This is a genomic window from Arthrobacter sp. ZBG10 (assembly GCF_001238605.1).
Lineage (GTDB): Bacteria > Actinomycetota > Actinomycetes > Actinomycetales > Micrococcaceae > Arthrobacter.
The window spans coordinates 90,464-104,053 of the sequence record NZ_LFQH01000047.1 but is presented as its reverse complement, the minus strand read 5'-3'; the positions used below and the strand labels follow the sequence as shown (position 1 = coordinate 104,053).

General features: G+C 62.4%; 11 protein-coding genes. 1 reads left to right on the top strand and 10 read right to left on the bottom strand.

Going from position 1 to position 13,590, the window contains the following annotated elements; all coding sequences use genetic code 11:
- Window positions 1-14: 14 nt before the first annotated feature.
- The 6 genes from ACU18_RS12155 to ACU18_RS12130 form a co-directional block, all read right to left on the bottom strand.
- On the bottom strand, window positions 15-1,718 hold the full coding sequence (locus ACU18_RS12155; protein ID WP_050685869.1) for an ABC transporter ATP-binding protein: 1,704 nt from the start codon (window positions 1,716-1,718) through the stop codon (window positions 15-17).
- 11 nt (window positions 1,719-1,729) lie between these two features.
- Window positions 1,730-2,677, bottom strand: coding sequence for an ABC transporter permease (locus ACU18_RS12150; protein WP_050685868.1), 948 nt, complete (start codon window positions 2,675-2,677; stop codon window positions 1,730-1,732).
- A complete protein-coding gene (locus ACU18_RS12145) occupies window positions 2,667-3,596 on the bottom strand; it encodes an ABC transporter permease (RefSeq protein WP_050685867.1) in 930 nt (309 codons plus the stop codon). The genes ACU18_RS12150 and ACU18_RS12145 overlap by 11 nt, the downstream gene beginning before the upstream one ends.
- A 124-nt stretch (window positions 3,597-3,720) precedes the next feature.
- The gene (locus ACU18_RS12140) at window positions 3,721-5,406 is read right to left on the bottom strand and encodes a peptide ABC transporter substrate-binding protein (protein WP_050685866.1); all 1,686 of its coding nucleotides are present in this window, start codon (window positions 5,404-5,406) and stop codon (window positions 3,721-3,723) included.
- A gap of 298 nt (window positions 5,407-5,704) precedes the next feature.
- Complete coding sequence (locus tag ACU18_RS12135) at window positions 5,705-7,465, bottom strand: ABC transporter family substrate-binding protein (protein WP_050685865.1); 1,761 nt, start codon at window positions 7,463-7,465, stop codon at window positions 5,705-5,707.
- 85 nt (window positions 7,466-7,550) lie between these two features.
- Window positions 7,551-9,167, bottom strand: a complete 1,617-nt coding sequence (locus ACU18_RS12130) for a cryptochrome/photolyase family protein (RefSeq protein WP_050685864.1) — start codon at window positions 9,165-9,167, stop codon at window positions 7,551-7,553.
- Between the two features lie 82 nt (window positions 9,168-9,249).
- Here ACU18_RS12130 and ACU18_RS12125 point away from each other — a divergent pair, with 82 nt between their 5' ends.
- Entirely contained in the window at window positions 9,250-10,287 is a 1,038-nt protein-coding gene (locus ACU18_RS12125; protein WP_050685971.1) for an LLM class flavin-dependent oxidoreductase, read from the top strand.
- A 20-nt stretch (window positions 10,288-10,307) separates the two neighbouring features.
- Here ACU18_RS12125 and ACU18_RS12120 read toward each other — a convergent pair whose 3' ends face one another.
- From ACU18_RS12120 to ACU18_RS19655, 4 genes are all read right to left on the bottom strand, one after another.
- Entirely contained in the window at window positions 10,308-10,967 is a 660-nt protein-coding gene (locus ACU18_RS12120; RefSeq protein WP_050685863.1) for an SDR family NAD(P)-dependent oxidoreductase, read from the bottom strand.
- A 76-nt stretch (window positions 10,968-11,043) separates the two neighbouring features.
- Window positions 11,044-11,835, bottom strand: coding sequence for a DUF1877 family protein (locus ACU18_RS12115; RefSeq protein ID WP_050685862.1), 792 nt, complete (start codon window positions 11,833-11,835; stop codon window positions 11,044-11,046).
- A gap of 726 nt (window positions 11,836-12,561) precedes the next feature.
- The gene (locus ACU18_RS12105) at window positions 12,562-12,978 is read right to left on the bottom strand and encodes a hypothetical protein (RefSeq protein ID WP_050685858.1); all 417 of its coding nucleotides are present in this window, start codon (window positions 12,976-12,978) and stop codon (window positions 12,562-12,564) included.
- Window positions 12,979-13,099: 121 nt separating this feature from the next.
- On the bottom strand, window positions 13,100-13,303 hold the full coding sequence (locus tag ACU18_RS19655; RefSeq protein WP_157407690.1) for a hypothetical protein: 204 nt from the start codon (window positions 13,301-13,303) through the stop codon (window positions 13,100-13,102).
- Window positions 13,304-13,590: the final 287 nt, after the last annotated feature.

Below are 13,590 nucleotides of genomic sequence, written 5' to 3'. Positions count from 1 at the left end.
TTTGCCGATATGGGCTACGCCACTTCCGGTGGAAGCATAAGCTTCGCGCCGGGGATGGCATTCAGGAGTGCCTTGGTGTATTCCTGCTGCGGCGATTCGAAGACGCTGTCCGTTGAACCGGTCTCTACGAGTTTGCCCTTCTCCATGACACAGACGTGGTCGGCGATCTGCCGGACCACGGCCAGGTCGTGGGTGATGAACAGGTACGTCAGGCCGAGGTTCGCCTGAAGATCAGCGAGCAGGTTCAGCACCTGCGCCTGGACCAGCACATCAAGTGCCGACACGGCCTCATCGCAGATGATCACCTCGGGATCGAGTGCCAGCGCCCGGGCGATGGCCACACGCTGGCGCTGGCCGCCCGAGAGCTCATTCGGGTATCGCTGCATGGCGGACTGCGGAAGCGAGACCTGGTCCAGCAGCTCGCGGACCTTCTTCTCTCGGCTCGCGGCATCCCCGATCCTGTGGACCCGCAACGGCTCCTCGATGGTTCGGAAGATGTTGTACATCGGGTCAAGGGAGCCGTAGGGGTCCTGGAAGATGGGCTGGACCCGACGCCGGAACTTGAACAGTTCCCGCCCCTTCAGTCCGGACGTGTCCACCCCGTCGAACAGGATTTGGCCTTCCGTGGGCTTCTCCAGCTGCAGGACCATCTTGGCCACTGTGGACTTACCGGAACCGGATTCCCCCACAATGGCCGTGGTGGTCCCCCGCTTGACGTCGAAGCTCACACCATCCACGGCCGCGAAGTCCGTGGAACCAAAGCCCTGGCGGAGCTTGTAGACCTTCCGCAGATCCTTGATCTGAAGGAAAGTGTCACCACCGGCTACCTCAGCGGCCGGGGCAAGGAGCTCGGTGGTTTCAACGCCCTGCTCCTTGGCAACCTGGATCCGGCGGCTGGCCAGCGAGGGCGCAGATTCCACCAACCGCTTGGTGTACGGGTGCTGGGGATTGCGGAGCAGTTCCAGCGACGGGCCTGCTTCCACGACCTGCCCCTGGTACATCACCACAACCTTGTCAGCACGTTCCGCTGCAAGGCCAAGATCGTGGGTGATGAGCAGCACGGAAGTACCCAGTTCCGTGGTCATCTTGTCCAAGTGGTCCAGGATCTGGCGCTGGACGGTGACGTCCAGCGCTGAGGTGGGCTCATCGGCAATGAGCAGCCGGGGCTGGCAGGAGAGCCCAATGGCAATCAGCGCACGCTGGCGCATACCGCCGGAGAACTCATGCGGATACTGGTTGGCACGCCGCTTTGCATCCGGGAGGCCTGCTTCGGAGAGCACCTTGGCGATGTCATCCGGTCCACTGGGCTGTCCGTTGGCGCGCAGGGTCTCCTTCACTTGGTAGCCGATCTTCCAGACCGGGTTCAGGTTAGACATGGGATCCTGCGGAACCATGCCAATGGTATTGCCGCGAAGCTCGATCATCCGTTTCTCACTGGCCTGCGAGATATCCTCGCCGTCGAGCAGGATCTGGCCGCCCGAAACCTTGCCGTTGCTGGGCAACAGCCCGATCGCGGCCAGGGCTGTGGTGGATTTGCCGGAACCCGACTCCCCCACGATCGCCACGGTCTCGCCCGGCATGATGGTCAGATGAGCATTGCGTACTGCTTTGACTTCGCCGCCACCGGTTTTGAACGTGATGGCAAGATCGCGGATTTCGAGGATGGGCCTGGCACCAACGGGCCCAGCCTCACCGATGCGGACGTCTGAAGTAGTCATGTCTTTATCTCTCATCGCTGCCGGCTCTTCGGATCAAGGGCGTCACGGACTGCATCACCGAGCATGATGAAACTCAACACGGTAAGGGACAGCGCAGCAGCCGGATAGAGCAGGATTTCCGGGTTGGTCCGGAGGGAGGCTTTGGCGCCGGCTGAGATGTCGGCACCCCAGGACATAACGCCTTCGGGCAGGCCGATTCCGAGGAATGACAGGGTGGCTTCGGCCACGATGAAGACGCCAAGCTCAAGAGTGGCCAGGACAATGATCGGGGCAAGCGCGTTCGGCAAAACGTGCCGCAGCAGCGCCTTGAACTTGGACACGCCCAGCGCCTGGGCAGCGGTGACGAAGTCCGCGTTACGGACCTCGATGACGGCGCCACGGGTAATACGTGCCATCTGAGGCCAAGCAAGCAGCGAGATGACCAGCACCACAGTCCACACACCCCGGTTTTCCCTGAAGAACGGGAGCTGCGTGATGACCAAGGCGCCGAGGATAAGCGGAAGCGCGAAGAAGATATCGCCAAGCCGGGCCAGGACTGCGTCCAGCCAGCCACCGTAGTAGCCAGCCAATGCACCCAGGGTCACGCCGATGATCAACACGCAGATCACGGACAAGAGGCCTACGGACAGTGACGCGGACGTGCCGTGGATAACGCGCGAATAGATGTCGCAGCCCTGGAAGGTGAACCCAAACGGATGTCCCGGTCCGGGGGCACCCTGCGAGTTTGCCAGCTGGCAATTGTCGTTGGGCGGAACAGACGTGAACAGACCGGGGAACAAGGCAACAACAATCAAAGCCAGGATCATGATGGCGGAGATGATGAACAGCGGTTGCCGGCGCAGCTTGCGCCAGGCATCAGACCAGAGGCTCAGGGGCGCCTGATCTGTTTTGACCGCATCCGTGGCCAACAGTGGTGTTTCGTCAATGGGGGCCACAAAGTGGCTGTTGTTACTGGTCATAGCGGATCCTCGGGTCAAGCCAGGCGTACAGGAGGTCAACGAGAAGGTTCGCCACCACGAATACCAGCACCAGCACGCTGACGATGGAAACGATGGTGGGTCCCTCACTGCGCTGGACTGCCTGGAAGAGCTTGTTGCCAACACCAGGGACATTGAAGATGCCCTCGGTGACGATGGCCCCACCCATCAGTCCACCCAGGTTGGCGCCCAGGTAGGTGACCACTGGGATCAGGGAGTTACGCAGGATGTGCGCAATGACCACGCGGGGACGGGACAGGCCCTTGGCAGTTGCGGTGCGGACGTAATCCGCATTCATGTTTTCACTGACCGATGCACGGGTAAGGCGCAATACGTAGGCGAAGGAGACCAGCCCCAGCACCACGGCCGGCAGAAGCAGCGTCACCCAGTCGGCGTTGGCACCCACAGTGGGTTTGGCCCATCCAAGCTGGACGCCAAAAATGAGCTGGAAGACGAAGCCCAGCACGAAGGTGGGAACAGCAATTACAACAAGCGAGACCACCAGGACGGTGGAGTCGAACCAACCGCCGCGGCGCAGGCCTGCGAAAACGCCGAAAGCCACGCCGAAAATGGCCTGGATGGCCAGCGCCTCGACTGCGAGCATGGCGGTGACGGGGAACACCCGGGCAAGCCCCGCGGCAATGGGTTGGCCAGTGAAGTCAACGCCCAAGTTAAACGTGAAGAGGTTCTTCAGGAACAGCCCGTACTGGACCCAGAAGGGCTGATCCAGGTTGTACTGCGCCCGCAGGGTGTCGATGACAGCCTGCGGGGGCTGGCGCTCACCGAAGAGCGCAGCGATGGGGTCGCCGGGGAGGGCGAACACCATGTAATAGACCAAAAGCGTGGTACCGATAAAGACAGGGATCACCTGAAGGAGTCGGCGCAGGATAAAACGGACCACAGGTTCACCAGCCTTCCGGGTGGGAAGCGAACAGGTTCATGCGTGCCTTCCTGCCGTACAGGCCAATGGGGGCCCGGCTGTGACCGGACCCCCATTGTGCCAGCGGCAAGTTTAGTTCTGGTGACTACTTAGCCGTGATGTTGTAGTACAGGATGCTGCCATTCCAGCCGGTTTCAGCGGAGATGACGTTGTTGCTCCAAACGATCGGACGAGCCTGATCCCACAGCGGCAGGCCGGGAAGGTCCTCGAAGAGGATCTCCTGCGCCTGGTTGAACTTATCGTTCGCGTCCTCGGTGGTCTTGGCGGCAAGGCCCTCCTTGAGGAGCTTGTCGAACTCGGGGTTCGAGTACTTCTCGTAGTTGGAGGAAGCGCCCGTGGCCCATACCGGTCCCAGGAAGTTGTAGAGCGACGGGTAGTCGCCCTGCCAGCCTGCACGGCTCAGACCCGGAAGGGACTGCGACTTGCGCAGGTTCAGGACCTCGGCGAACTTAGCGAACGGCTGGATCTCGGCCTGGATGCCCAGGTTGTTCTTGAAGCCGTTAGCTACGGCGTCGATCCATTCCTTGTTGCCGCCATCGGTGTTCGAGGCGATCTGCAGGGGCTTGGAACCGTCGTAAGGCTGGATCTTCTCAGCGTCGGCCCAGAGCTGCTTCGCCTTGTCAGCGTTGAATTCCAGGACTTCGCTGCCCTTAAGGTCATCCTTGAAACCGTCGATGACCGGCGGAGCGTAGGCCTTGGCCGGGGTGCGGGTGCCGTTGAAGACAACCTTGGCGATTTCCTCGCGGTTGATGGCGTAGGAGAGCGCCTGGCGGCGGAGCTTGCCGGCTTCACCCTGGAAGTTCGGGTTGTAGCCAGGGATGTTCAGGGTGGAGTTGGTGGCGACAGCCTTGGTGGAGTTACGGTCCGGGAAGTCGGAGACGTAGGTGGCCAGGGCGTTGGAGGGCAGGACATCGGTGATGTCCAGGTTGTCGCCCTGCAGGTCCGTGTATGCGGGGCCCGGATCGGTGTAGAACTTGAAGTTCACGCCACCGTTCTTGGACTCGCGGGGGCCGCTGTAGTCGGCGTTCTTGACGAGCGAGATCGACTGGTCATGGACCCAGGCGCCTTCTTTTTCGAACTTGTACGGTCCGTTGCCCACCGGGTTCTCGCCGTATGCCTTCGGGTCAGTCAAAGCTGCCGACGGAAGGGGGAAGAAAGCGGAGTAGCCAAGGCGCAGGGACCAGTCAGCTTCGGGCTGCGCGAGCTTCACCGTGATGGTGGAGTCGTCCGTGGCAACCAGGCCGGACATGGTTTCAGCGGTGGGTGCCGGTGTGGAGGAGGTCTTGCCATCCGCGCCCACGGTCTCATTGACTGCGGAAACGTCCGCGTAGCCTTCGATGGACTCGAAGAAGAAGCCGTTGTTCTGCAGGTTCTTCGAGTTGGCGGCGAAGTTCCAGGAGTCGACGAAGGTCTTTGCCGTGATCTCTTCACCGTTGGTGAACTTCTGACCCTGCTTGACCTTGATGGTCCAGTTCTGGGCGTCCGGCGACTCGATGGACTCGGCCAGCGCGTTGACCGGCTTGCCATCTGCATCGTAGGTCCGCAGGCCTTCGAACAGCAGCTCGACGACGCGGCCGCCGTAGACCTCGTTCGTGTTGGCCGGCAGCAACGGGTTCTGCGGTTCGTTGCTGTACGCGGAAATGACCTTGGCCGGATCGCCAGCAGAGTTGCTGGCACCGTCGTTGCTGCCGCCTCCGGCGCCGCAACCGGTCAGGGCAAGAGCGGCGATTGCCACGATGCCCAGTGCTTTGGAAGTGCGCGTAAAACGCATTCCGCCTCCTATGAGTTGTGGGAGATAACGAGGGGAATCTTGTGTTTCCCCGCAGGCCGGGCACAGCTGTCCGCTGTGACGGGGCCTACATATACGAGTAGCCTAACCGCTTGAAGTCCAAATACTGGTACTCCGTTGCCAAACCGTAACCGGCGCCGTTCGCCGCGCTAGTCGGTAAACGGAAGTTGTGCAAGTCACATGCTACTCGCGGGTAGTGGCAGCTGTGAAATCGAAGGTGGAACCGCTCCCAGCCGAAGTCTGCCGACGCCACAATGTGCGGCAGCCGATCAGAACGCGGCTACGCCAGCCGCCATTCCCAGACATTCCACCAGACGCCCAGCGGCCCGGCGCTGGATTTCACACCCGTGATCCGTGGCCCCACGGCGGTGGCCCCGACGGTCTGGTACAGCGGGAGGCCGTAGGCGTTCTCCCACAGCCGTTTGTCCACGGCGACCAGCAGATCATCCTGTTTGCCCAGGTCCGTGGTGCCGGAGAGCTCCGCCATGGCTTTATCCGCAGCGTCATCGGAGAACCCGTTGAAGTTGCTCCCCGCCCCGGTCCGGAAAATCTGCGGCACGCGGCTGACTCCGGCGCCGGTTCCGATCCACCCGAGGAGCGTGGCGTCGTGGTTGCTGCTGCCCAGGGACCTGGTCCAGTCGGCGTTTCCTTCGCCGGCGTCCACCACGGTGAAGCCGGCAAGCTTCGCGGAGTCACGGATCAACCCAAATGACTCCGCCCGGTTGGGGTTGTCGCGGTTGAACAGAATGCGGATGGTGGGCGTTTTGCCGGCCAACAGCTTTTTGGCGCCGTCGATGTCCACGTCCGCATAGGCTTCCGAACCGTTGTTCTTGACGGTGTCGCCGTATTTCGGCTGCCCGGGAAGGAACACGTGGGAATCCAGTGGTTTGGCATCCGGAAGCAGGTCCCCCACCACGGCCTCAACGATGGCTTCCCGGGGAACTGTCTTCAGGAACGCTTCGCGGACTTCCCGGGCGGCAAACGGCCCGGTGAAGTTCAGGTCGAGGTGGTCATAGCCGGACTGGCTGTACCGTTCCACCGTGACCCCTTGCGAGGTCAGGCCGGCGAAAATGGCCTCGTTCCCGGCGGAGGGCTGCGGCGCGATGATGTCCGCCTGGCCGTTCCGGAGGGCGTCGACAGCGGCGGGGAAGCTCGCGGTGAACCGGACGTTGATCTCGTCGAGCCGCGGTTCCTGGCCCCAGACGTAGTCCCGGTTCCGCACCATTTTCATGGAGACGTCCGGCACGATGTCCTGGACGATGAAGGGGCCGCTGGAGAGGTAGAGCGAGGGGTCATCGGGGATGGCCGAAGTATTGAACCCGGAGTTCCAGAAATCCGCGACCTTTTTCAGGTCGGCGTTGACTGCCGGCTTTTCCGGGTTTCCGCGCGGTGATTCCTCGAGGAGTTTGACCAAGGCGTCCTCGTCGCTGAGGCCGCCCTTGGCCGCGACCACATGCGCCGGCAGGCCGACGTCGAACGCCACCTCCCAGTCGGCGTAAGGCTGGGTGTACTCCAGCGTGATGGACCGGCCGTCGTCGCCGAGCTCGGGGAGAACCGTGCCCGCGAGGCCGCCGGTGTCCGCGGCCGAATCGAAATACGTGGTGCCGGTGCCGAGGGCCGGATCCTCGTCGTCGAAGTATCCTGACCCGGCCGCCCACGCAAGGAGAAGGTCCCCGGCGTCGATGGCCTCGCCGTCGGACCATTTGACGCCTTCGTTGACTGTGTAGCGGACCTTGAGCGGCTGGTCGGAGATCTTTTCGTAGCCGCCGAATTTGTCATTCCGCACCACCCGGGCCGTTTGGTCCAGGAAATGGAAGCCGGAGTGCGTGACGGCGCCGATCTTGGAATTGATGTCGGTGTTGCCGTCAGCGCTGAAGGGGTTGAACGAGGTGAAGGCGTTTACCTCCGCCACGGTGGCAATGCCGCCGGTTTTGGTTTCCCCCACCACTACCGGTGCGCTGCCGCCGCCCTGGCAACCGGACAGAACCAGGACGGCTGCCAATGCCGCGGCGATGAGCCGCATCAGATGCCTGACAGGCATGGAGCCTCCTTGTGTTGTCCTCCCGGGAAGGGGGACCTGCCATCAGCACGTCACGCCCTCTAAACAGGATAAGCCGTCTGCCTGGTCATGGCCGGTGCTGCGGCGGGCTCAGCAACCGCGTCGCCGCGCCGTCGGGATTCTGCAGCAGGGCATCCGCACGACGGCGGTGCTCCCGCCGCTTCCCATCCTCCATGCCGTCGAGCAGGGACACCACCATCTTGGCGCGGTGGTTCCGTTCGAAGACGGGCCGGTGGTCCTCGACGAAGGCCCAGTACAGGCCGTCCCAGTCCGGCATCCAGTCACCGGCGGGCAGGTCCGACATTTTCTTCAGGTAGTTGCTGCCGGACACATAGGGTTTGGTGGTGATGTCGGCACCTGCAGCGAACTGGCTCATGGCGTAGACGTTGGGCACCATGACCCAGTCATAGGCGTCGATGAACAGTTCCATGAACCACTCGTAGGCGTCGTCGGGGTGTATCCGCAGCAAGGACATCGCGTTGCCCAGTACCATCAGCCGTTCAATGTGGTGGGCGTATCCGGTGGCCAGTACACGGGAGATGACCAGGTCCACAGGCGCCAGGCCCGTGGTTCCATCCCACCACCCCTCCCCCAGCCCGTTCCTGTGGTTGAGCCCGTTGGCGCTCCGCATCTGGCGGCCGCGCGTGCGGTACGTGGCGCGCATGTATTCCCGCCACCCGATCACCTGCCGGATAAAGCCCTCGAGGGACGCCAGCGGGGTGGATTGGTCCGCGCCGTCCAGGACCGCCTGGACAACTTCCCGGGGGTCGAGCAGCCCGATGTTGAGCGCCGGGGTCAGCAGAGCGTGGTTGATGAACGGATGCTCGCGGGAAATCGCATCCTCGTACGGCCCGAAGTCCGCCAGCCGTTCAGTGATGAACTCCTGGAGGTGCCGGCGGGCTTCGTCGGCGCTGGTGGGCCAGGCGAACAGGTGCGGGTCGCCCGGGGCCGCCGGGAATTCCTTCGCAACCCATTCAATCGCCCGTACGACGTCGGGCGAAGGCTCCCCGGGCTGGTCGCCTTTTGCCTCGCCAGGGTAAGCCGTCAGGCTTTCGAGGTCAAAGGTTCCCTGTTGCTGCGGGTCGGAATGGCGGGCGAAGAGGCCTACTGTGGGCGGCACATAGCCGCGCGGAAGCTTCTTCCGGTTCTCGGCATCGAACGACCACTTCCCGCCCACAGGATCCCCGTTCTGGACCAGGACGTTCAGCCGGCGGCGCTGCCAGACGTAGAAGTCGTGCATGCGGGCCGGGTTATCGGCGAACCAGGAATCGATCCGGCTGCGGTCCGTAAGGAAGTTGGGCGTCTCCAGGACGTCGTCGGCACGCATCCGGTAGCCGGTGTCCCCGAGGCCCGCCACCAGGTCCTTTTCCAGCCAGTCGTCCACAACATCGAACCAGGTCACCTTCGCTGGATGGCGGTGCCGGATGAATTCCGCGAGCTGCGCCCGCGACGAGCGGTTGGCGGAGCTCTCCAAAACAGCCACGTCATGCCCCTGATCCCGCAGCCTGCGGGCGAACCGGGCCATGGAAGCACGGTGCAGGACCAGTTTGTGCGAATGGAACGAGTACTGGCGGAAGAGCAGGTCGTGCTCGATCAGCACAAACACTGTCCCGTCGGCCTCGTCGAGGTGCTGGTCAAAAAGCTGATGGGGCAGGACGAGGCGGACGTGGCGGCCGGATATCATGACGTAACGATAATGCGAACTGCCTCCATCTGGAGCGAATACTGTGGGGATCAGCCCACTGCAGAACTTCCCGGAGGACACCGTGCCCGACTCCCCACGCCCGCTGCGCAAGCTGGGTTTCCTGACCATTGGCCTGTTTGATCCTGCGGATCCGGCCGCCGGGCACGAGAGCACGCTGCAGGTCATCGAACTGGGTGAGCGGCTGGGGTTCGACAGTGCCTGGCTGCGCCACCGGCACCTCCAGTACGGGATCTCCTCCCCCATCGCTGTCATGGCCGCCGCCAGCCAGCGCACCTCGCGGATTGAGCTTGGGACCGCGGTGACGCCTTTGGGGTGGGAGAACCCGCTGCGGCTGGCTGAGGACCTGGCCACGGTGGACCTGCTGTCCGGCGGTCGCATCAATCCGGGCGTCAGTGTTGGGGAACCGATGCAGTGGGACACCGTGAGGCAGGAGCTGTACCCGGATTCCGCGGACGTGGAGGATTTCGGTTACACCCGCGTGGACCGGCTGGGACGGATGATTGCCGGCGAACCCGTCAGGGAGTTCAGCGGCAAGCAGGGCGTGGTGGAGGAGTTCTCCAACCGCGTTGAACCGCACTCCAAGGGACTGCGGGGCCGGCTCTGGTACGGCGCTGCCAGCCGGAAGTCTGCCGTGTGGGCCGGGGAAAACGGGTTCAACCTGCTCTCCAGCAGCGTCATTTTTCCCGGTGAGGGCGAGGCCCCGGACTTTGCCCGGATCCAGCAGTCCCAGATCAGGGCCTTCCGCGCAGCGGCGGGAGCCCGTCAGCACGCGCCTGCGCGCGTCTCTCAGGGTCTGGTGGTCATCCCTACCGACTCCGCTTCCCCCGGCCAGCGTGCCAAGTACCAGCGGTACGTCGACGAGCGGACGCCCCGCACCGCCGTGCCACAGGGGCCGAAACGGATGATGTTCGCGCCGGACCTCATCGGGACCAGCAGCGAGATTGCGGAGCAGCTGCAGGCGCACGCGGGTTACCAGGAAGTTGACGAGGTGGCGTTCGCCCTGCCGTTCAGCTTCGACCATGAGGACTACGTACAGATCCTCACGGACATCGCCACCGGCCTGGGCCCGGCGCTGGGATGGCACCCGGCGGCGCACTGACCGCCGGGTTCACCTCCCCGCTAGGAATAGAACGCGGCGCTGGGCAGATCCTTCTCGCCGTCGACGATAGCTGTGATGATCCGTCCTGCCACGAAGTCCGGATCCAGTGCCGCTCCAAACCCTGGCGCCGACCCGGCGATCGGGTGTTCGGACAGGGCTGTGCCGGTGTGGCCTGGCCTGGCATCCACGATCCGGATGCCTGCCCGGCGATACTCGCGCGCCGCCGCGACAACGAAGGCGCCGAGAGCCGCCTTCGACGCGGAATATGCGGCCAGGCCGGCTACAGGTGACTCAGCAACCACGCCACTCAGGGTTAGAACAAAAGGCTCCCGGCCCGCACGCGCCGAATCCGCAAGGTGCGGCTGGCTCGAGGCAATGAGCTGGATCGCACTGGTCACGTTCACCGCGAAGAGTTCGTCCACCGTTGCCGCGGAAATCTCCGATGCGGCGCCAAAGGCAACCACCCCCGACGCGATGACCAGCCCATCCAGGCGTCCGTGCTCGGCGAGCGTGGCGTCGAGCACCCTCCGGATCGTGCCAGGTACCCGCAGATCATCCCCGCCGGTCCTCGATGACCTGGCAACGACGGCCCCGCCACCTTCCAGCCCGGCGGCTATCCTCGAACCGAGCCCGCCAGTGGCTCCAACCACCAAAACAACCGCACCCTCAAGATCCGTCATTGCTTGAGCCTAGGTCACGCGCGGCGGGAAAGGACGATAAGCCGGAACTGCACTTAGGCTCCGTCGAACGGCGGCGTCACCGGATCGTGTAGGCGAATCCGCGCCCGTCTGAGGCCGCAGCACGGACAAAGTCTTTCGCTTTGTTCAGGTACGCGGTCGCGTAGGCCACCTCAGATTCCAACTCCTCACCGGGCGGGTAGGTCCCCATCAGGAGTGCTTCCATGTGGCGTTCGTTGACCGTCGCCAGGTCCCGGGCGATCAATGCGACGTCGTGGGGCGGGAGTACCCGCACCCATGCCCGCCATGAGAGGCCACCGTCACCGTAGGTCACCTGCCCTTCAAACATCCGGTAGGCCGCCCTGGCCGTAGCGCCGGAAAAGCGTGGAGCAGTGAGCCGCTGCAGGTGGGGCCAGGCTTTGTCGAGGTTCAGGAAGTCCCGCTCGGGCAGGGATTGCCTGAAATCTGTGACGCCCCGCTGAAAGCCAGGTTGCAGACCCCACGCGTCTGCGAGCGGATCCACTCCAATCACCGTGAACGGGTCGGCGAGCGCCTTCTCCGTCTGATTGCTGTCGAACGCATATGCGTAGTATCTGATTCCCATACAACGATCCTGAGCCCCAAAGCCCACCTTCGTTCGTTGGTATTTTCCAACTGTGGATAACTTGGGCCCAAGGATGCTACGGCAGGCCTCAAATTCTTGCTTCCGATGCAGCCCTTTCTGCAATCCATCCCCTATCTGGCGGAACCATGCAGCGGAGCGATGTTCGCCAATGTCGTCCAAGGACCCTGACAGCTTCGACAGCAGCATGACCCCTCCCGCAGTCGGATACTTTTCATGGGCACTCCCATCGATTCCCTTGATCACCACGGTGCTGCCATCCTTTGCGCACTGCACGGTCACGGACTTCGGGCCGGAACTGCTTGGGCATAATCACTATCTTTCTCACAGAAGATAGCGGCATCAACCCCTGGACGGTTCAGGGCTTTCTTTTTACATGTACCGCAGCTCCGTTATCGCCTGCATTCCATCATTTGACGTTCACGGCGGGATCACACTGAAACACGGGCGGGTTTTGCATCAAAAGGTCCAACGAGCAGCGACTCTCTTGGCCATCGAACACGACGACGACATAACCGGGCTCTCTCGGTCGCCGCGGAGCATGAGCGATAAAAAGAACCTCTCCGTCCCTGGACTCCACCTTGGCTGTGACCTCCGCAGCGACCCTGGGCCGGTCAACCAGGTAGTTGTGGGCCAGTCCCACTCCCAGCACCAGCAGAACGATGACCGCGAACACGATAGGTACCCGCCGCTCCAACACCTTCCTACGCTGCAACCGGCGCTTTCTCGGACGGCCTGCAGCCCCGTCAGCTCGACTCGTCATGCTCGCGTCAGCTGGTTGTTTTTATGGCTTTGGCCGATGCGTTGGAAGCTGTAGCCGGTGACGGCCGCGATGTCTTCGTGGGTATAGTCCCTAGCTTTCAAGGCGCGGTCCACTCTGCACCGCGTCGCGCCCCACAATGCCAAGCATGTCTTTGAGTACTTGCTTGTTGTCCTCGCTTTGGAGGCGATGAGGTTGTGGTTGTTCATGAGGATCTAAAAATCCCCACCTGGGTAGACGCCCTCGGGCAAGGTGAAGCACGCAGATCCTGATGCGATACGGATTTCGTTTGGGGACAATCCTTCGGAGACGATGTAACTCTCCCCTGGAGCAGGCGGGTCGATTTGGATTCTATAGTTTTCATCTACATTCCTATCGACAGATACTTTGGCGCCGTTCGCCCGGTAATGGGCTTCGATGGCTCCCACGATGGGCTCTAATTCGGTTCCTTCGGCGACCGTGAGCGTCGTTGAAGCGTTCCAGTTGTGTTGGGTCTTGTTGCAGGACAGAAGCACGCCCTTCTTCTTCTGATCAATCAAGATAACAGCATCTTTTGGGATCAGTGCGGCGATCTCTAATTGCATGGCTTGTGTGTGGGCTTTAGCTTCCTGCCAGGTCAGTTCAGCTTTCATCGGTTCCTCCTGTGTTTGAGCAGCAATTGGCACAGTTGGCTCGGTCGAACTCGTGTTTCCGCCACAACCGCAAGCCCTATCAGACCCACCAGCAATAACGTCATGGCACCGCTCCGCGCCCTCATCTAGTCACAATTCCAAGCATGTCTTCAAGCGCTTTCATGTTGTCCTGGCTGTTGGAGGCGATGAGGCTGTGGTTGTTCATGAGGATGTTCCCTTCTTCGACGGTGTCAATCGCGCCGTCCATTTTGTCGTCCTCAGGTCCTCGGTAGGAGTGCTGTTCGAACTCATCGCGATAAATCGGGTTGTTTCCATCCCACACCATCCCTTTATTCGTGATGAGGTTGGTAACTCCCTGCCCATGGACGAGCAGATCATAGTAAAAAAGATTCGAATATTCCGTATTTGGCTGTGGTTTCCAGTCCGGGAGCATGCCGGCCCGGCGAGGGAGATCACTTTGTCGTACCGGGCTCCGGCGACCTCGGAGCTGGTGACGTTCGCCAGGCCCCAGCTGTGCCCGATGCCGGTCTGTTAGGCACCGTTCAGGTAGGGGTCAGTGCGCATCCCGGTCTCGAAGGAGATCCTAGGTCACGTGCTGCAGGTAGCCCAGCA